Raw genomic sequence first — 17,699 nt, 5'->3', positions numbered from 1 at the left:
GTTTAATATAGCAAGCCCACGCTCAGAAGCTGTACGTCACGCCCAGCATGCCGGACACCAGATGATCCCGTGCCACCAGCGGCGAATCCTCAATCGCATCGTCCAGCCAGGTGTATTCCACGCCCTGATACAACATCCACTCCGGCGTCAGCATCCAGCTCAGCAGGTAACCACCGGAAATATTGAGCGCCTGCCGGCCACGGTAGGCGGCGCGGTCGGGCAGCACTTCCTCAGGCCGTACCCCGTAGTAATACTCCACATGCCGGGCTGTCATCAGGTCCAGACGCAGGGTCGGTGCCACGACGACCTGGCCCACCGGCCACGGCAGGCTGTGGGTATAGCTGGCCAGCATCCCCTTGCTGCGGCCACTGACATCCTGCTGCACTGACAGCAACGAGTGGCCCAACGCCCACGACAGCTCCAGCGCCACGCCGATATCGATATGCTCATGCCGACGCGCCATGCCCCGGAACCGGGGTGAATCACTGCGCCGATAACCGTCCCCCATGGTCACGTAGCTATCCAGGGCCAGGGCAACGCGGTCCGTTTCCCGCTGATACACATGCGCACCCAGCACGCCCATGGTAAAGAACAGGTGGTCCGAATCGAACGCAACGAAGGGCGCGCCCTGCAACTCGCGGTCATCTTTCATGTCGATGTAGACCATGTCTTCGACCGCGGCCACGGCACCCACGGTGTAGGAGATCCCTTCGGCGTGGACGGCGGTACTACAGCAGCACGGCCGCCAGCAGTACTATCCGGTGTTTCATGCATTGCTCGCTCAGTCATCTCGGCGAGCAACAGTGTGGCGAGCCAGCCACCGGACAATGAGCGGCAATGCGTATCGATTGGTCAGCCTGCGCTGACATATCCTCTCAGGCAGTGCGCTGCCGCAACGGCAATGCCAGCGTGAAACGCGCACCGCCCTGCGGGCTGTCATCGACGCGAATCTGTCCGCCCATCAGGCGAATGGCTTCGCGCACGATGGACAGCCCCAGGCCGTGGCCGCCGGTGGCGCGGGTGCGCGACTGGTCCAGCCGCACGAAGGGTTCGAAGATGCGCTCGCGTTCCGACAGCGGCACACCCTGGCCATCGTCGTCCACGTGCAGCAGCGCGTGTTCGCCATCGCTGTCGAGCGTGAGCACAATGCCCTCGCGGGCATAGGTCTGTGCATTGCGCACCAGATTGTCGAGCGCACGCGCCAGCAACCGTGCATCGATATTCACCTGGCAGGCGTCACGGTATTCCACCCGCAGCGTCATGGACACCGGTGAGTGATGTTTCAGGCGCGGGAAAAGCTGGGTCAGCCAGCGGCGCAGGTCCACTTCCATCAGCGGCAGTGTCGACTCAAGCCGCTCCAGACGGGCGTGATCAAGCAGTTCCTCCACCAGGTTTTCCAGCTCGTCGATATCCTCCCGCGCGCCGGCGAGCGCCTCCTCCCGCACCGGCGGGGAGGTATCGTTTTCCAGCGTATCCAGGCGAAAGCGCATACGGAAAATCGGCGTGCGCAGCTCATGGGCCACGGCATTGGTGAGGCTCTTGTGGCTGAAAATGAGCCGGCTGATACGCGACGCCATGGTATTGAAGTGATCGTTGAGACTGCCCAGGCGCCAGCGCATGCCGGTGGGCGCACGAATATCCAGATTGCCGGCGGCAAACGCCAGCGTGTTCTGTTCCAGGCCGCGAATCTTGCGGTGCAGCCACCAGATCCAGGCCAGACAGACCATGCCCAGGCAACCGAACACCAGCGCCAGTGCCACCCCTTCCACCATCGCCACTTCCGGCGGCAGGTACACCGGCCCGAGGATCATGCGCCACTGGCCATCCAGCGTGCGGTAGTGCAACAGAAACTCATCCGGGTTCAGCGCCTTCATCTGCCCCGGCGCAAGCGACGGCACCTGTGAGGCGTCGTAGCGCGCCATGGCCACCGGAATATCCGAATCGCCAAAGGCGCGCTCCATGATCTCGCCGGCTTCCTGCGCCGGGTAATCCCGCAGAAACACTTCCAGCACGTTCGAGACGCCGCGCGCCTGCCCCACCGCAACATCGTTGGCCAGGTCCGCATACCAGTGGGTGGTAAACGCCTCCAGAACGAAGTAGAGCAATACCAGCGCAGCGCTGATACCGGCAAACAGGGACAGGAAAAGACGTGTCATGAAGGGCTTCCGCAGACAGGTAATGCAGCAAGCCTAGCGCATGGTGATCCAGTCACCGTATGGATTTGTATGCCTTTGTATGAAGTGCCGGTTTTCACCAGCCATCGGGCACGAACAGATAGCCGCGCCCGCGCACGGTGATGATCTTCTGCGGCAGGCTGGCATTGTCACCCAGCTTCTTGCGCAGGCTGACAACACGGTTGTCGATGGTGCGATCCAGGCCATCGTATTCAATGCCCCGTGTCTGGCGTACCAGCTCCTCGCGCGACACCGGGCCATCCGGGTGTGACGCCAGCAACCAGAGCACATCGAATTCGCCGGGGGTGAGATTGACCGGGACGTTATCCAGCAGACAGCGGCGCAGGGTGCCATCCAGTTGCAAGGCACCAAAGCGTAACTGGTTGCCGTGCGCGACGCCGGCAGCACGCGGCGCGCGGCCCGGGTCGCGGCGCAACAGCATGCGGATACGCGCCAGCAGAACACGCGGGTGCAGGGGTTTGCAGACAAAATCATCGACACCCAGCTCCAGCGCGGCGACCTGGTCCATGTCGTCCTCGCTGGCCGTGAGCATCAGTATCTTGCCGCGAAACCGGCCGCGCAGTTCACGGCAGACCGACAGGCCATCCTTGCCCGGCAACATCAGGTCCAGCACCACCAGGTCCGGCTGAAAGCGGGCCAGTGCCGTCTCTGCATCATTACCATCGTGAATGGCATGCACGACAAAACCGTTGCGCTGCAGGAACACCGCCACCAGTTCTGTCAGTTTTCGATCATCTTCGATCAGTAATATGCAGGGCATCAGCGATCCGCGTGAGTCGCCAGAAAAAGCCGCCACGATGTTGTCATCATGTCGCGACTGCGCAGCAATGTGCCGCGCGCTTCGGTGCAGGTCAAGAGGCTGGCAGGCCGGCTTCCCCGTCAGGCCGCGTTGGTAACCGTTGCACGCTGACGATGGGTGTACACCCCCAGCCCCAGCAGCAACAGGAAAAACGCCGCACACAGATACGGCGCTTCCGGGCGAATGCGATACAACAGCGTGGACGCGACCGGCATGATCACCATGGCCATGCCCTGCACAGCAGAAACGGTGCCGGCCGCCGTGCCCTGCTCGTGTTCACTGACAGCGTTCGCGGTCAGTGTCTGGATCGACGGAAACACCAGCCCCAGGCCCGCCGCCATCACCGCGTAGCTCACCACCAGGCCGGTCGTGCTGTGCCAGCAGGTCACCAGCACGAAACCCGCCACCGCCAGCCAGGCACCGAGCATCATGCACAGCGCGCTGTCGATGCGCCGTACGCGGCTCATGCCGACCTGCACCAGGATCAGCGTCACGCCCACGGCGGTCATCGCCATGCTGGCCACCGACGCCGCCTCGCGGGTCGTCAGGTGCAGGCGGTCAATCGCATAGAAACCCACCGCCAGTTGCGACACGATCACACTGCCCATGGCCAGGAACATGGCCAGCACCGGAATACGCAGGCGCGGGTCCAGTATCGGCAGCGGCGGCGACGGCTTGTTCACGCGCGGCGGGTGCGACGGCAGCCGCCAGACGAGCCACGCCAGCCCGAGCGCCGGCAGACAGGCCGCCACATACAATGGCAGCGACAGGCTTTCGCGTGCCAGCAGCCCGCCCACCGCCGGCCCCAGCACCAACCCGAGGCCATTGGCGGCACCCAGCTTGGCCATCACCCGTGCGCGCTGTGCCGGCGGTGTCACGTCCGCCATCTGTGCCGCGCTGACGGTGGGAATGGCGGCATAGAAAGTCCCCATCAGGCCACGCAACAACACCAGCACACACAACGTCAGCAGCACCCCCGGTGTCGCCTGCAGGGCGTAATCAATAAAACCGGCCATGGTGGCGTACACCAGCACGTAGCAGGCGGCGGCAAACAGCAACACCGGCCGCCGGCCACGACGGTCGCTGGCATGACCCCAGCGCCGCGCCATCAGCATCCAGCACACGCCGGACACCGTCACCGTCAGGCCGGCATGCCATTCCTGCATGCCCAGTTCGCGGATGATCGGGCCGATCACTGGGACGAACGCCATCATCGCGGTCAGCGAAAGCGTGTTGAACAAAAACAGGGCGCGTAATTCATTCATTGCGGCAGGACTCTGGCAGATCGCAACAATACCGTGCGAAAAAACGGCAGTAACCACACAACAAAAAAGGCTGTCAGCGGGAGAAGGTCGGCGGGCAATCCGGTCGACAGGTCAACATAGCGCGCCGGACGCAGCCGGTCCATGCGCAACGGGTCAGATTGGCCCCAGCAGGGCGCGCGGCTGCTATAGTGAGCGCGCCCGTTCCCTGCCCGGTAGTTGTCCATGCGTGCTTTCCGCTCTCTGTTGTCCGGTGCATCCCCCTTCTGGCTGATCGCCGGTATCCTGCTGATTGCTGCCAACCTGCGTGCACCCGTCACCGGTGTGGCGCCGCTGCTTGATCTGCTGCGCGATCATTTCCATCTCAGTGCGGGCGCCGCCGGCCTGCTCACCACGTTGCCGCTGCTCGGCTTCGCGCTCATGTCGCCGGCCGCAGCGCGGCTCGGCCAGCACTACGGCCTCGGGCATACCCTGTTCGTCGCCATGCTGCTGCTGTTCATCGGCATCCTGCTGCGTTCCAGCGGCCCGCTGATCGCCCTGTTCGCCGGCACCGTGCTGATCGGTGGCGCCATCGCCGTCGGCAATGTGCTGCTGCCGGCGCTGGTGAAACGCGATTTTCCCGATCACGTCACCACGCTGACCGCCGCCTACGCACTGACCATGGGCATCGCGGCCGGCCTCGTCTCGGCGGTGGCGATTCCGCTCAGCGGGCTGGGCCACAACGGTTGGGAGATCGCTCTGGCGAGCAGCGCGGTGCTGGTACTGGCGACACTGCTGGTGTGGTGGCCGCAGGTCAGGGCTCGGGCGCGGACAGCGCCGCCGGCACACACTGCCGTCCCGCTCGCGAAATCGCTCTGGCGTTACGCGCTGGCGTGGCAGGTGACGCTGTTTTTCGGTCTGAATTCGCTGGTGTACTACGTGATCATCAGCTGGCTGCCGGCAATGCTGCATGAGGCCGGTTTCAGCGCCGCCACCACCGGCACGCTGCACGGTGTGCTACAGATCGCCTCGGCGCTGCCGGGGCTGGTGCTGATCCCCCTGCTGCGGCAACGCGAAGACCTGCGCGCGGCCGCCGTGACGGTCACACTGCTCTCACTCACGGGCCTGGCCGGCCTGCTGCTGGTGCCGGCCTGGAGCCTGGTGTGGTGTATTGCCTACGGCTTTGGCGCCGGCGCCGGCATCATCCTGGCGCTGGCGTTCGTCAGCCTGCGCAGTGCCAGTGTCGGCACCGCCGCCGCCCTGTCAGGCATGGCGCAATGCCTGGGGTATCTGCTGGCCGCCAGCGGCCCGACACTGACCGGCCTGCTGCACGACGCCAGCGGAAGCTGGGCGCCGATTCTCTGGCTGTGCATGGGGTGCGCGACAATCCAGGCAGTGCTCGGCCTGTACGCCGGTGGCGCGCGGCGGCTTGGGGATTGAACGGCTGTTATCCGCATCACATCAATCCCCGGCGAGTCTGGCAATACTCGCAGAAGGCCCTGCGGGAAAAGGAGATCAGGATGATCACGCAACTTGCCGCCCCCGGCCATGTCGCGGCCTTTCGTGTCTCCGGCACCCTGACCGGTGACGATATTGATCAGGCGCTGGCCATCATGGCAGACCGGCTCGCAACCTATCCACGCATCAGTCTGTATCTGGACGCCGAGCATTTCGCCGACATCACCGGCGAGGCGCTGCACCGCTATGCCCCGGACTCACGCCTGCCGGTACTGACATACCTGCATCGCGTCGCCGTCATCACCGACCGCCAGTGGATCAGCCTGCTCACCGCGCTGGCACCACGCATGCTGCCGGACGGCGAAGCGCGTACCTTCGGCGGCCATGAACAAAGCACCGCCCTGCGCTGGGTCAGCGACCCGGCCTGAAACGCTTGACCTTAACCAATATTCAGGTTTTAGCCTCTGTGGTCATCGTCCCGGATTGTCACCACAGGAGAGGCTCATATGTCGTCGTCCGCCCTTCGTTCTGATCTGCCCGCTGTCGAGCCGGCTGTGCCGGTGGCGGAGTATCTGCGTCGCATCGGTTTTCAGGGAGAGCGCACGCCGACACTGGCCACGCTGACGGAAATCCAGCACCGCCACACCAGCGAGATTCCGTTTGAAAGCCTGAGCCCGTTTCTCGGCCAGGAGGTGCCGCTGGCGCTGCCCGCATTGACGGACAAGCTGCTTCGCCATCAGCGCGGTGGCTACTGCTACGAGCACAATTTGTTGCTGAAATCGGTGCTCGAACAGCTCGGGTTCCAGGTACGCGGACTGGCGGCACGGGTCTACTGGGGCGGCCAGGAAGACGCACCGCCGGCCACGCACATGCTGCTGCTGGTCATGCTGCGCGGCGTGCCCTACCTCGTGGATGCCGGCTTCGGTGCGCTGACCCCCAGCGCCCCGCTGCGCATGGACGCGACACTGGCACAGCGCAGCTTCCATGAACCGTACCGCGTGCAGCACCAGCTCGGCATCCGCACGCTGGAAGCCCTGATCGGCGATCGCTGGGAAACGCTGTACAAGTTCGACCTGCGCGAACAATGGCTGGCCGACTACGAGATCACCAACTGGTATCTTTCACACCACCCGGCCTCGCAGTTCGTGACCAACCTGATCGCCGCACGCAACGACAATGGCCACCGCCATATACTGCTGAACCAGCGCTACAGCGTGCGTTACCCCGACGGACGTGTGGAACGGCGCCAGCTGGAAGAGCCCGATGATGTCCTGGCGCTGTTGCGTGATGTGTTTCGAATCAACGTGCCGTCACCGGAACAGGTACGCGAAAAGCTGCAGCGGATTGCCACGCCAGCGCGCTGATCACGCGGCTCTTCTAGCAGGGTGTTGAAAAATTCTCTTTGAGACTTTTCCAAGCCACCTTTGCGGCGCAGGCCCGCAAAGGTGGGCACGGAAAATCAATCGCTTATCGCTCTTGATTTTTCTGACGGCTTGATTGATCCGTCAGCGCAGGCTGTTTTTCAACAGCCTGCCAGGGAGAGGGATGCTGTGCCTGCCAGATGGCTCGCATGAGTTGATAAACACGGCAATGATCATCGCCAAAACGGCGCTCTTCCACGTATTGGAACCCGAGCCGCTCATAAAAGCGGTGCGCGCGGTGATTGGACGACAGCGGATCAATCAGTACCGCCGTCACCAATGGATCGGCAAAGCAGCGCGCCAGCGCCTGCTGCATCATCAGGGTGCCAAAGCCCCGCCCGAGATCCTGCGCTTCGCCGATCCAGATATCGATGGCGCGCAGGTTCGCCGGCACATCGTGCCCCCAGTAATGGCTGTCCTCGCGTGCCGGGTCGATGATTTGCACAAAGCCGACCGGACGGCCCCGGTATTCAGCAATCAGCTGTTCGCGCCAGTCCGGTTGCCGGTGCAGCTCGGTTTCCCAGCCCCAGTCGTCGTTCGGGTCCGCGTCCAGGACGTGCGGCATATCGTCCCAGCGTCGTAATAAATCCAGATCATCCGGTGTGGCGTTGCGCAGCGTAATCATGCCAATTCTCCCTGAACAGGCTCTGGATTATGGCAGCAGGCTGTACCAGGTCGATACCAGCAACAGCACCGCCATACTGCGATTGAACAGCCGCTGCCGAGAGGGGGACGCAATCCATTTCGCAGCGCTGGCACCCAGCCACGCCCACAGCACCACCGACGGCAGTGCCACGACGAAAAAGATCAGCGACAATAGGGCCACACGCCATGCCTGCCCTGCGCCCGGCACGGCGAACACGCCGATCACTGCCAGCGCCAGCATCCACACCTTCGGGTTGACAATCTGCAAGGCGGCCATGCGCCAGAAACCGATGCGCACGCGCGCGTCTGTTTCCTGCTCCAGTGCCGCCGGCGCGGCGCGGAACAGTTGCCACGACAGCCAGGTGAGCCACAGCAGCCCGATGCCGGTAATCGCCTGCTGCGCCATCGGGTGGTCCGCCAGGGGCCGGGCCAGCCCGGTGCCCACCAGCAGCACCACCAGCGCAGCACCGGAGCAGGCGCCCAGTACCATCGGCATGGCTTTCATGAAACCGAAACGGGTGGCGCAGGCCAGCACCAGCACATTGTTCGGCCCGGGGGTGACTGAGGCGACGAATGCAAACAGCGTAAAGGGCAGCAAGGTATCCATGAGGCTCGGGCAAGGTGGTCACGACAGAGCGGCTATCATGCCCGGCCAGAAAAAATCAGTCTGGAAGATTTGAGCACTGCCGGCGGTAACGCGCCGGCGTCAGACCGTAGGCGCGGCGGAACCAGCGCCCCAGGTGGCTCTGGTCGGCGAAGCCCACGGCCGCTGCCACACTGACCGGCGACAGCCCGCGTGCCAGCAGTTGCCGGGCACGGTTGAGCCGCAATTGCACCAGATAGGCATGCGGCGGCAGGCCCGTCACACACTTGAATGCACGGGCCAGCCGGAAACGGTCCGTGCCGGCGGCCCGCGCCAACGCGTCCAGGCCGATGTCCTCGGCAAAGTGGGCATGCAAGAATTCCCGCGCGCGCTGCACCGAACGCGGCATCGGCGACGAGGCCAGCGGGCGACGCCAGTGCGCCTGACGGGTCAACTGGTGCAGCAGGTGATCCAGCGCGGTGTCGCGCACCATGCGCAAGGCAGGCGGATGCCCGTGCACGGGTTGATGCAGAATCATGAACGCCTGATTGATGGCCCGCGCCAGCTGCGGGTCGCTGATCAAGGGCGCGCTGAAACCAAGCTGGAACCCGTCCGGCACCTGCTCGAACAGGTCGCGCAGCGCGGTATCAAGCCACTGTGGCGCCAGGTACATCACCTGGTAGGTAAAGCCACCCGGAGTCGGTGCGTCGCCATCGTGCACCTCGCCCGGCTCTAGCAGCATCACCTGGCCGGGGGTGCTGTCGTGTTGCGCGCGGCCACAACTGAATCGCTGCACGCCCTGCTCGGTCACGCCGATCAGGTAGGTGTCGTGCCAGTGCGGATCAAAGGCGTGGCCTTCGAAATGGGCCTGCAGTGTCTCGATGCCGGTTTCATCGTGGCGGGCAAAGCGGACCCAGTCGCCGGAAGTCATCTGTCATCTCGCGCGGAGGTCAGGGATGGTCAAGAAGTATAGCCGCTGTCAGCGGGACAGCGGCAGCTCGTTGCGTTCCTCGCACAGAAAAGCGCGCGCCAGCAGAGAGTAATCCCAGCGCTCGGCGACGCATTCTCCGGGCTGCCGGTAACGAATCAGGTTGAAGGAATTCGGCACATTGCCGCGCACCCGGTAGGACAGCGCGGTCCCCGCCTGCACTGTCCAGCCGCGGCGGCCGGTATCGCCCTGCCGGCCGCGCAGCGGCAGCACGTACGGCAGGTGAATGTGCCCCGCGAGCAACAGGTCCAGCCCGGCATCGACCCAGGCCGGCACCGCCTGCTCGTGACCAACCAGCAGGTTGGCGACATCCGTTTCCTGCAACGCCCGCACAGGGTGATGCAGCAGCACGATCCGCAACTGTTGCGGCGTGGCCCGGGCCAGCCGTGCGCGCACTCGCTCAATCTGCGCGGCGGACACCTCACCGTTTTTGTGCCGCCCCGGCGTCGTGCTGTTGACGCCCACCACCAGCAGCCGTTCTCGCTCCAGCACGGGCTCCAGCCCGTCACCAAAGGCGCGGCGGTAATTGCCGTAAGGGTTGAACAGGCGCGCAAACAGGTTGAACAGTGGAATATCGTGGTTGCCGGGCACCACCAGCGCAGGGCACGGCAAATCGTCGACGAAAGCGCGTGCGGCACTGAACTGGCTGCGCCGTGCACGCTGGGTAATGTCACCGCCGAGCAACACCAGTTCCGGCTGGTGCTGCGTGATGAACTGCCTGAGCGCGGACACGACATGCGACTGCTCGGTGCCGAAGTGCGGATCGGACAAATGCAGGATCAGCATCAGACGCGCTCCCGCAGCGCGGGGTCGCGCGGCACCAGCAAGGGCAGCCGGTCCGGCGCAACACGAAATACCAGCGGCGTACGCAGCCAGATGATTTCGCCGTCCATGGCCACCTTGATGCGACGCCGGCGGCCGAAGCGGACGGTCATGCTGTCGAAGCCGAACGTGATCACGTTCTCGGCTTCCCCCATGCTGCTGAGCAAACCACGCAGCAACAACCCGTACAGGTCCAGCGTGCCCAGTTCACGCGCCGTCATCGCGACCAGACGGCCTTGTGCAATATCGTCCAGATGATCAATGCCGATGTGTTCCAGCTGCAGCGCGTTATTGCCCACCACCAGAGTCGGGGTGCGCACGCGCTGCTGGCCTTCGGTGTAGTCGAGCACGAGATCCAGTTGCCGGTGTGCGCGCATCAGCGTGGCCAGTGCCGCCCACAGGGCCACCAGCCGGCTGCGGCCAAAACGCTGCTTCCAGGCTTCGCGATCCTCCAGCAGGGTCGGATACAGGCCCAGGCTCGCGTTGACCAGAAATACATGCTCGTTGAGCAGCCCGACCGGCACGGGCTGTATCACGGCATCCAGCAAACATGCGAGTGCGGTGCCGGTGTCCTGGGAAATACCGTAGGTGCGTCCGAAATAATTGAATGTGCCTTGCGGCAGAATACCGAACGGCAGGCCACTGCCGAGCACCGCCTGGCTGACGGCATTGAGCGTGCCATCGCCACCGGCCGCCACGACCACACCCTGTTCGGCGCGGGCACGCGCCACGGCACGCTGGGCAGTGGACGGCAGTTGCCGCCCGCTGTTGACCGGCATCAATTCGAACTGGCGGCCGGCGTTGCCCAGTACGTCACGAATGGTCTGCTCGACCTCACCTGCCGCGTGACGGCCTGACCCGGTATTGAGCACGATGAACAACGGCTCGTCACCGGTCAGCGTCATCTCCGGCAGGGTGTGCTCGGCTGGGCGGGAAGTGGGCGTCATCCAGTCACGCTACCCAAGCGTCTGACGGGCCGCAACGTGCCGGCCCGTTTCTTTACATTGATTGACGAGCCGGGCTCAGGCACTCAATGGCTGCGGTACGGCAGGCGCCCTGGCAGGCGCCCTGGATTGCAATGACATGACCAGTTCATCCAGGCACGTTTCTGCATTGCGCAAGGAAGACGCCAGCAGATCACCACCCAGTTCCTGGTATTCCACCGCGACTTCATGCAGCGAGGTCAGGCCAATAAAACCCAGCGCGGTGCGCACACTTGCTTCGAGGTGATTCATGTGCGCCAGCGGGCCGCCCTCGTTCATGCCAAAACCACCCCGCGACACAATCAGGATCACCGGCCGGTCAGCCAACAGTGGCGTGTACGGATCATCCAGTGAGTCCGGATTGACGATCACGGTACGGCCGATGCGAATGATGTTGTCGATCCAGGCCTTGAACGCCGACGGCACACTGAAGTTGTACAGCGGGACACCAAGGACCAGCGCATCGGCCGCACGCACTTCCTCGATCAACTGATCACTTTCGGCAAGCACCTCGTCCATCCAGGGGGCATGAGCGGCCTCCGGTGCGAAGGCGGCCTCGATCCAGGCAGCGCTGACCGGTGCGGGCGGGGCAGCCCCCACGTCGCGGTAGGTGACGGCGGTGTCGGGCCGGAGGGTCTGCCAGCGGTCCACAACACGGCGGGTCAGCAGGCGGGTCACCGACCCGTGTGGATCAATCCCGGCGCGGCCGGGGCGGGCGCTGGCGTCCAGATGCAGAATGCGCTTCATGACAAGTCTCCCAGGATGAAATCATCTCAACAGTGATTGACGATGTTCATCAGGAAAACAGATACTCTTCAGGCCGACAAACGACCAATTCTTCCCCTTATTGGAAAACTGAATTCATCCATGACACACCGCCGCCTGCCATCGCTTTCTGCCCTGCGCGCCTTTGAGGCCGCCGCCCGGCATCTCAGTGCCAAGCAGGCTGCGGCAGAACTTTCCGTCACCCCGACCGCCATCAGCCACCAGATCCGGCTGCTGGAAGACACGCTCGGCGTAGCCCTGTTCATCCGCAAACCGCGCCAGCTGTTGCTGACACCACAGGGACGCCTGTTGCTCGGCACCCTGGCAGACGCTTTCGACACCATCGCCGATACCGTCGCGCGCCTGCAGGCACCACCGGCCCGGCAGGTGATCACGCTGTCGACCACGCCGGCAATTGCCATGCGCTGGCTGTTGTCATGGGTGTGCATTCTGCGCAGCAGCCACCCGACACTGGACCTGCGCATTCACGCTTCGCACGATGTGGTGCCGCTGGACGGTGTTACCGCCGATCTGGCCATTCGTTACGGGCGCGGCCCCTGGGCCGGCATGGTGTCGGAAAAACTGTTCGATAACCTGTTTGTGCCGGCGTGCAGCCCGCTGCTCGGCCTGACGGAAGCGCGGGACTTGCCACGCCATCCGCTGATCCATTTCGCGCCCCCGAATGAAAAAGGATCACCGGTGGACTGGCCCGGCTGGCAGAAACTGGCCCGGATACCGGGCCTGGACCCGACCGCCGGGCTGACGTTTTCCGACGAGACGCACACCATCTCCGCCGCCGTCAGCGGCCAGGGCGTGGCATTGATGAGCCGCGCCCTGATCATGGACGAACTGGACAGCGGCCGGCTGGTGGAGCCATTTGGCCCAACCCTGCCGGCAGAGCCCTTTCATCTGGTCTATCCGGAAAACCGCCAGCAGGACCCGCTGATTCTCGCCGTGCGCGACTGGGTGCTCAACCTGCCCGGCGGCCAGTGCGTTCTGCCCTGACAGTTCAATCCAGGGATTTGACCAACGCCACCAGTTGATCCAGCGCCTTGCCCCAGCCCTCGGTAAAACCCATTTCTTCGTGGGCCTGACGGCCAGCGGCGTCCTTGTGCAGCGCATAGGCGGTGTAAAGCGTGCCATCACCGTCGTCTTCCAGCTCGATGATGGCGGTAAAGAAACTTTCCGCATTCGGGCGAAATCCCTCGCCCAGCGCATCGGTAAAGACCAGCCGCCGCCCTGCCACCACGTCGAGAATGCAGCCGGCATTGGGGAACTCTTCGCCTTCCGGTGACTGCATCACCGTGCGGAACAGGCCGCCCGGGCGCAGGTCGATCTCGCAGGCAAGGGTGCGCCAGGGGGCGGGCGTGAACCATTGGGTCACCAGCGATGGTGTGGTCCATGCACGCCAGATGGCCTCGCGCGGCACATCCACACGGCGGCTGAGCATGAGGTCGGTGTCCGGATTGAATGTTTCGGCAGTCATGAAGTGTCTCCCTGAGTAGCTGGCTATACCCTGTTATAGAGACGCCCGCCGGGTGGCGGGCGTTATGGTCTATTGTCGTCTGGCGCAGGCGCCTTTCGACAGCCGGGCAACCGGACACGCTACATTTTTACCTGCTTGCCTGCGTAGGCGACAAACAGACACCCGGCCCCCACATTCACCGCACCGGTGGCACTCATGGTCGAGAGTTTCAGGGCAATGTTCCGCTCACGCGCCGCCTTCGCCAGGTCATCAAAACCCGGCATGATCGGCACCTTGCGCACATCCCCGGCAAAGCTCATGCAGACACTGCCGGACATCAGTTCGCCGGCCTTGATGCGGTCTGTCACATGATCCAGCATGCGCTTCACCGATTTTTCATAGCTGCGATTGACCGTGGCCGGGTTCTCCTCACCGCGATAAATGCTGATCACCGGGTGCATGGACAACGCCGAACCGACCGTCAGTGCCACACCGCGCATGGTGTCGCCGAGCCCGCGCCGCTCGTTCTTGCGAAAACCGCGATCACGCACATAGCCAAGATTCGACGGCACCATGTAGCCGCAGATATTGGGGATCATCTCGTCGATTTTCAGACGGATTTCGTTGGGTGCCACACCGGCCTCGATCAGCGCGGCAGCTTCCGCCACCAGCACCGCCGTGCCGGCGAAGATGGTCTTGCTGTCGATCACGCGCATGGAAAAGGGCCCCGGCACCTGCGCCGCGGCCCGGACGTTGCGATACTGTTTGAGAATGCCGAAGGAGGCGCGCGTGGCGTTATCGAAAATCGGGCTGTGGCGGCTGGAGACGGTAATACAGAACACCAGGTCGTAATCCAGCACCAGACGTTCGAGGAACACCGACTGGATCTGCTCCGTGGAATACGGAATGGACTCGGCATCGACCCCCTTGCTCTCGATCTGCTCGGCGTAAAAGTGGGCGGTGGCCTCACTGTCACGTTCATCCACCAGCAGTTCGTCCCCCAGCCGGATGGAGATAGGCATGACACGGATATTATGTTGTTCGAAGTCAGATTCCGGCAGGTCGCACGTAGAATCCACCAGGATGCCGATACGCATGAAGAGTGTCCCCCTTTTGTGTTGTAGCGCGTCCCTGTTCAGGCAAAGGAGGAGAGACTGCGGGCTTGATGTGACCACCCTTTAGTTATTATTGGCGCTTTCCATCAGCCATCTAAACTGGCCCCGTCCGTAGGCCATACTGCCTGGCGCTGTCCTGCAACCCAACGTTCCCTGAGCCGTACTGCGCGGACGCAATTCGGTTCTAACGAATAGATCAGTCTAGTCAATTCTGCTTAGTCTGCAAAACAGTGCACATTCGTACCGTAACCCGTTCTCACGCATAGAAAATCACAGCCTTTGGCGTGATCAGCCCCCGGCCCGCCAGGCGGCCGGGACAGTGTAGTTTGGTAACACTTGCCCGCCGGGGCGCATCGCAGCGCCGGCTCGGTTAGAATGCCGCCCTCCGCGCAACCGGCAGCACACACCATGACCGACAGCCCAGACGCCTCCCCGGTCGCCATCATCGGTGGTGGCCCGGCCGGCCTGATGGCCGCAGAAGTCATCGCCCGCGCCGGCGTTCCCGTGACACTGTTTGATGCCATGCCTTCCGTCGGCCGCAAGTTCCTGCTGGCCGGCATCGGCGGCATGAACATCACCCACTCGGAAGCCATGCCGGCGTTCCTTGACCGCTTTGGCAACCGCCGCGACTGGCTCGCCGGCTGGCTGGACGATTTTGGCCCGGACGCCCTGCGCGACTGGATACACACCCTCGGTATCGACACGTTTGTCGGCACCTCCGGACGCGTCTTCCCCACCGACATGAAAGCCGCACCGCTGCTGCGCGCCTGGCTGCGCCGTCTGCGCGCGCTGGGTGTCACGTTGCATACCCGGCATCGCTGGCAGGGCTGGCACCCCGACGGCGCATTGCGTCTGCGCGGCCCTGCCGGCGAACTGAGTGTACCGGCCCGCGCCACCGTGCTTGCCCTGGGCGGTGCAAGCTGGCCCCGGCTCGGCTCCGATGGCCACTGGCAGGCCCTGCTGGCAGAACGAGGCGTCACGGTAGCGCCGCTGCGGGCCGCCAATTGTGGCTTTGAGGTCGCTGGCTGGAGCCGCCTGCTGACGGAGAAATTTGCCGGCGCCCCTGTCAAGAATGTGCGCCTGGCACTGCCGGGCGACGCCGCCCGGGAAGGGGAGTTCGTCATTACCGAACATGGCGTGGAAGGCAGCCTTATCTATGCACTGTCCGCCCGCCTGCGCGAGCATATCGACCGGCATGGCGCGGCCACGCTGCAACTGAACCTGTTGCCGCACTTTACGCCGGCGACCATTCTCGCTGCCCTGCAGGCACCGCGCGGCTCGCAAACCCTGTCAGCGCATCTGCGCAAGCGATTGCGCCTCAGCGGCGTGCGCGCCGCCCTGCTGCACGAACTGACCACACCGGCCGACCGGCACGATCCCGTGCGGCTGGCCGAGATGCTGCAGGCCCTGCCGCTGACCCTGGTACGGCCGCGCCCGATCGACGAGGCCATCAGCAGCGCCGGCGGTGTATCGCCGCAGGCACTGGACAGCCATCTGATGCTGCGCGATCTGCCCGGCGTCTTCTGCGCCGGAGAAATGCTCGACTGGGACGCCCCCACCGGGGGCTATCTGCTGACCGGCTGTTTTGCCAGCGGCCATCGCGCCGCCCAGGGGGTGCTGCAGTGGCTGGCGCGTTGATCAGCCGGCGTCTTCAATCAACGCAACAATATCCTCCGCCAGCCGCTCGGCATCCCGCGCCGCCAGAGTGGCAATGGTGATGCGCAGCGCCTGCATCGGTTGCTGCAAGGCAAACACCTCGCCCGCCCTGACCCACCAGCCACGCCGCAATAACCGCTCCGCCAGCGGCTGCGAAGCCACCGGCACCGGCAACCAGAGGTTCAGCCCTTCAGACGGCAACCAGGGCAACAGACCGCGCCGGGACAACGCTGCAACCAGCGCCGCACGCCGGCTGGCGTAATCCGCACCCGCCGCCTGCACCTGTTGCAACACCGCAGGCGATGCCAGACACGCCGCCACCGTCTGCTGCAACAGGTGGCTGACCCAGGTGTTGCCGCGCACCAGCCGCAGGGACAACTGTTGCGCAGTGTCCGGATCACTGGCCACGATCGCCAGACGCAGATCCGGCCCCAACGCCTTGGAAACCGACCGGATACGCGCCCAGCGCGGCATGCGTGCGGGAATCACCGGGTAATACCGCGCCTGCGCCAGCAACGCGAAATGATCGTCTTCGATCACCAGGACATGCGGAAAGCGTTTCAGGACCTGACGCAGCGCAGCAGCCCGTTCCCCGGACAGGCTTGCCCCGGTGGGATTATGCGCGCGCGGCGTGATGACTACCGCCTGGGCGCCGGCCTCCAGCGCCTGCTGCAATGCCGCCGGCTGCATGCCGAAGGCATCCACTGCCACCCCGACCGGCTCCAGTGCCAGCGCCAGCACGGTACGCAGGCCACTGAGATAGCAGGGCTCTTCAATCGCCACGCGATCCCCCGCTGTCAGCCCGCTTCCCAGCAGACGTTCCAGGGCATCGACCGCACCGTGGGTGAGCTGCACCTGATAATCACCGGGACTGTCCGCGTCGAACCACGCCCTGCCCTGCTGGGCCAGCACCGGCGCGATGGCGGCGTCACCGTACAGCACCGGACGGTAGCCGGCGCTGGCCAGTGCATCAATCGGGTCCGGCAGCCACTGCACCGCCGGGTTGCCGCTGCCAAGATCGTGCACCAGGGCATCATGAATGCGCCTTTCATGCTCAGGGAGTTGTGGAGAAGAACGGATCAGCGTGCCGTGACGCCCACGCGTCACCGCCACGCCGGCGGCCACCAACCGGCGATACGCCGAGGCCACTGTGTTGCGATTCACGCCCAGCACTGACGCCAGTTGCCGCACAGGCGGCAAGGCTTCGCCGGGTGGCAGACAGCCGGCATGCACCAGTTGTCGCACGCTGTCGAAGATTTCCGCAGCGGTTTGTCCGGTTATATTCATGAGCTTCCTGACAAGGCACTAACGCGCCCCCGTGTGGGGCGGCTGTGCACTACTGCTGTCAACAAGGAACGCCAGTATCACTTGTCCGCCATGGGATGGCGACCCTTTTGCGCCAATCGGCAATGCCCTGAAACACATCACCGGCTGCGGCCTGATCCGCATCAATGTTTACACTCACGACACCACAATGCGCTTGCACAGGGCGCGCCGGGCGAGCGATGGTTTTCCTGCACATTTTCCGACATGTTTTTACCGGACATCATGAGGAGAGCCAGG

General features: G+C 64.2%; 19 protein-coding genes. 5 read left to right on the top strand and 14 right to left on the bottom strand.

Translation table 11 applies throughout. The features are described 5' to 3' along the window. Positions 1 to 22: 22 nt before the first annotated feature. The 5 genes from S7S_RS03970 to S7S_RS19525 all read right to left on the bottom strand — a co-directional run bounded on the left by S7S_RS03970 (position 23) and on the right by S7S_RS19525 (position 4,483). Positions 23 to 694 carry a MipA/OmpV family protein gene (locus S7S_RS03970; protein ID WP_008738090.1) on the bottom strand — a complete coding sequence of 224 codons (672 nt, stop codon included), beginning with the start codon at positions 692 to 694 and terminating at the stop codon, positions 23 to 25. 181 nt (positions 695 to 875) lie between these two features. Beyond that, positions 876 to 2,156 (bottom strand): ATP-binding protein, encoded by a 1,281-nt coding sequence (locus S7S_RS03965; RefSeq protein ID WP_008738092.1) that lies wholly within the window; start codon positions 2,154 to 2,156, stop codon positions 876 to 878. Between the two features lie 94 nt (positions 2,157 to 2,250). After that, a complete protein-coding gene (locus S7S_RS03960; protein ID WP_008738094.1) occupies positions 2,251 to 2,955 on the bottom strand; it encodes a response regulator in 705 nt (234 codons plus the stop codon). Positions 2,956 to 3,074: 119 nt separating this feature from the next. Further along, complete coding sequence (locus S7S_RS03955; RefSeq protein WP_008738095.1) at positions 3,075 to 4,259, bottom strand: MFS transporter; 1,185 nt, start codon at positions 4,257 to 4,259, stop codon at positions 3,075 to 3,077. Next, positions 4,256 to 4,483, bottom strand: a complete 228-nt coding sequence (locus S7S_RS19525; protein WP_144401585.1) for a hypothetical protein — start codon at positions 4,481 to 4,483, stop codon at positions 4,256 to 4,258. Before S7S_RS19525 ends, S7S_RS03955 begins: the two co-directional genes overlap by 4 nt. Between S7S_RS19525 and S7S_RS03950 the strand changes: the two genes are divergently transcribed. The 3 genes from S7S_RS03950 (at position 4,482) to S7S_RS03940 (ending at position 7,057) form a co-directional block, all read left to right on the top strand. Next, entirely contained in the window at positions 4,482 to 5,675 is a 1,194-nt protein-coding gene (locus S7S_RS03950) for an MFS transporter (RefSeq protein ID WP_008738096.1), read from the top strand. The two genes, S7S_RS19525 and S7S_RS03950, sit on opposite strands and share 2 nt — an antisense overlap. 80 nt (positions 5,676 to 5,755) lie before the next feature. After that, positions 5,756 to 6,121 carry a SpoIIAA family protein gene (locus S7S_RS03945; protein ID WP_008738097.1) on the top strand — a complete coding sequence of 122 codons (366 nt, stop codon included), beginning with the start codon at positions 5,756 to 5,758 and terminating at the stop codon, positions 6,119 to 6,121. A 78-nt stretch (positions 6,122 to 6,199) separates the two neighbouring features. Continuing rightward, positions 6,200 to 7,057, top strand: a complete 858-nt coding sequence (locus tag S7S_RS03940) for an arylamine N-acetyltransferase family protein (protein WP_008738098.1) — start codon at positions 6,200 to 6,202, stop codon at positions 7,055 to 7,057. Positions 7,058 to 7,160: 103 nt separating this feature from the next. Here the strand turns inward: S7S_RS03940 and S7S_RS03935 are convergent, their stop codons facing one another. From S7S_RS03935 to S7S_RS03910, 6 genes are all read right to left on the bottom strand, one after another. Beyond that, on the bottom strand, positions 7,161 to 7,739 hold the full coding sequence (locus tag S7S_RS03935) for a GNAT family N-acetyltransferase (protein ID WP_008738099.1): 579 nt from the start codon (positions 7,737 to 7,739) through the stop codon (positions 7,161 to 7,163). 27 nt (positions 7,740 to 7,766) lie between these two features. Beyond that, positions 7,767 to 8,366, bottom strand: coding sequence for a LysE family translocator (locus S7S_RS03930; protein WP_008738100.1), 600 nt, complete (start codon positions 8,364 to 8,366; stop codon positions 7,767 to 7,769). Between the two features lie 55 nt (positions 8,367 to 8,421). Beyond that, on the bottom strand, positions 8,422 to 9,273 hold the full coding sequence (locus S7S_RS03925; RefSeq protein ID WP_008738102.1) for an AraC family transcriptional regulator: 852 nt from the start codon (positions 9,271 to 9,273) through the stop codon (positions 8,422 to 8,424). A 48-nt stretch (positions 9,274 to 9,321) separates the two neighbouring features. Beyond that, complete coding sequence (locus S7S_RS03920) at positions 9,322 to 10,116, bottom strand: metallophosphoesterase family protein (RefSeq protein WP_008738104.1); 795 nt, start codon at positions 10,114 to 10,116, stop codon at positions 9,322 to 9,324. Further along, positions 10,116 to 11,099 (bottom strand): diacylglycerol/lipid kinase family protein, encoded by a 984-nt coding sequence (locus S7S_RS03915; protein ID WP_035205084.1) that lies wholly within the window; start codon positions 11,097 to 11,099, stop codon positions 10,116 to 10,118. Before S7S_RS03915 ends, S7S_RS03920 begins: the two co-directional genes overlap by 1 nt. Positions 11,100 to 11,174: 75 nt before the next feature. Further along, positions 11,175 to 11,882: an FMN-dependent NADH-azoreductase gene (locus S7S_RS03910; protein ID WP_008738112.1), complete on the bottom strand. Its 708-nt coding sequence runs from the start codon at positions 11,880 to 11,882 to the stop codon at positions 11,175 to 11,177. Positions 11,883 to 12,002: 120 nt separating this feature from the next. Here S7S_RS03910 and S7S_RS03905 point away from each other — a divergent pair, with 120 nt between their 5' ends. Then, positions 12,003 to 12,905, top strand: a complete 903-nt coding sequence (locus S7S_RS03905) for a LysR substrate-binding domain-containing protein (RefSeq protein ID WP_008738114.1) — start codon at positions 12,003 to 12,005, stop codon at positions 12,903 to 12,905. 4 nt (positions 12,906 to 12,909) lie between these two features. Here the strand turns inward: S7S_RS03905 and S7S_RS03900 are convergent, their stop codons facing one another. After that, complete coding sequence (locus S7S_RS03900; RefSeq protein WP_008738116.1) at positions 12,910 to 13,386, bottom strand: SRPBCC family protein; 477 nt, start codon at positions 13,384 to 13,386, stop codon at positions 12,910 to 12,912. A 119-nt stretch (positions 13,387 to 13,505) separates the two neighbouring features. Beyond that, positions 13,506 to 14,462 (bottom strand): DegV family protein, encoded by a 957-nt coding sequence (locus tag S7S_RS03895; RefSeq protein WP_008738117.1) that lies wholly within the window; start codon positions 14,460 to 14,462, stop codon positions 13,506 to 13,508. A 426-nt stretch (positions 14,463 to 14,888) separates the two neighbouring features. Between S7S_RS03895 and S7S_RS03890 the strand changes: the two genes are divergently transcribed. Then, positions 14,889 to 16,118, top strand: coding sequence for a BaiN/RdsA family NAD(P)/FAD-dependent oxidoreductase (locus S7S_RS03890; RefSeq protein WP_008738119.1), 1,230 nt, complete (start codon positions 14,889 to 14,891; stop codon positions 16,116 to 16,118). Here S7S_RS03890 and S7S_RS03885 read toward each other — a convergent pair whose 3' ends face one another. Further along, positions 16,119 to 17,423, bottom strand: a complete 1,305-nt coding sequence (locus S7S_RS03885; RefSeq protein ID WP_008738121.1) for an aminotransferase class I/II-fold pyridoxal phosphate-dependent enzyme — start codon at positions 17,421 to 17,423, stop codon at positions 16,119 to 16,121. Positions 17,424 to 17,699 lie beyond the last annotated feature (276 nt).

Origin of the sequence: Isoalcanivorax pacificus W11-5 (assembly GCF_000299335.2) — a bacterium.
GTDB lineage: Bacteria > Pseudomonadota > Gammaproteobacteria > Pseudomonadales > Alcanivoracaceae > Isoalcanivorax > Isoalcanivorax pacificus.
The sequence above is the reverse complement of the archived record's forward strand: the minus strand, read 5'-3'. Positions and strand labels throughout refer to the sequence as shown.

What these genes read in the sequence shown, in the direction of transcription:
- S7S_RS03960 (WP_008738094.1), bottom strand. Translation starts at nt 2,955, where the DNA reads ATGCCCTGCATATTACTGATCGAAGATGATCGAAAACTGACAGAACTG.
- S7S_RS03915 (WP_035205084.1), bottom strand. Translation starts at nt 11,099, where the DNA reads ATGACGCCCACTTCCCGCCCAGCCGAGCACACCCTGCCGGAGATGACG.
- S7S_RS03965 (WP_008738092.1), bottom strand. Translation starts at nt 2,156, where the DNA reads ATGACACGTCTTTTCCTGTCCCTGTTTGCCGGTATCAGCGCTGCGCTG.
- S7S_RS03895 (WP_008738117.1), bottom strand. Translation starts at nt 14,462, where the DNA reads ATGCGTATCGGCATCCTGGTGGATTCTACGTGCGACCTGCCGGAATCT.
- S7S_RS19525 (WP_144401585.1), bottom strand. Translation starts at nt 4,483, where the DNA reads ATGGACAACTACCGGGCAGGGAACGGGCGCGCTCACTATAGCAGCCGC.
- S7S_RS03930 (WP_008738100.1), bottom strand. Translation starts at nt 8,366, where the DNA reads ATGGATACCTTGCTGCCCTTTACGCTGTTTGCATTCGTCGCCTCAGTC.
- S7S_RS03940 (WP_008738098.1), top strand. Translation starts at nt 6,200, where the DNA reads ATGTCGTCGTCCGCCCTTCGTTCTGATCTGCCCGCTGTCGAGCCGGCT.
- S7S_RS03955 (WP_008738095.1), bottom strand. Translation starts at nt 4,259, where the DNA reads ATGAATGAATTACGCGCCCTGTTTTTGTTCAACACGCTTTCGCTGACC.
- S7S_RS03935 (WP_008738099.1), bottom strand. Translation starts at nt 7,739, where the DNA reads ATGATTACGCTGCGCAACGCCACACCGGATGATCTGGATTTATTACGA.
- S7S_RS03910 (WP_008738112.1), bottom strand. Translation starts at nt 11,882, where the DNA reads ATGAAGCGCATTCTGCATCTGGACGCCAGCGCCCGCCCCGGCCGCGCC.
- S7S_RS03905 (WP_008738114.1), top strand. Translation starts at nt 12,003, where the DNA reads ATGACACACCGCCGCCTGCCATCGCTTTCTGCCCTGCGCGCCTTTGAG.
- S7S_RS03900 (WP_008738116.1), bottom strand. Translation starts at nt 13,386, where the DNA reads ATGACTGCCGAAACATTCAATCCGGACACCGACCTCATGCTCAGCCGC.
- S7S_RS03885 (WP_008738121.1), bottom strand. Translation starts at nt 17,423, where the DNA reads ATGAATATAACCGGACAAACCGCTGCGGAAATCTTCGACAGCGTGCGA.
- S7S_RS03950 (WP_008738096.1), top strand. Translation starts at nt 4,482, where the DNA reads ATGCGTGCTTTCCGCTCTCTGTTGTCCGGTGCATCCCCCTTCTGGCTG.
- S7S_RS03945 (WP_008738097.1), top strand. Translation starts at nt 5,756, where the DNA reads ATGATCACGCAACTTGCCGCCCCCGGCCATGTCGCGGCCTTTCGTGTC.
- S7S_RS03925 (WP_008738102.1), bottom strand. Translation starts at nt 9,273, where the DNA reads ATGACTTCCGGCGACTGGGTCCGCTTTGCCCGCCACGATGAAACCGGC.
- S7S_RS03890 (WP_008738119.1), top strand. Translation starts at nt 14,889, where the DNA reads ATGACCGACAGCCCAGACGCCTCCCCGGTCGCCATCATCGGTGGTGGC.
- S7S_RS03920 (WP_008738104.1), bottom strand. Translation starts at nt 10,116, where the DNA reads ATGCTGATCCTGCATTTGTCCGATCCGCACTTCGGCACCGAGCAGTCG.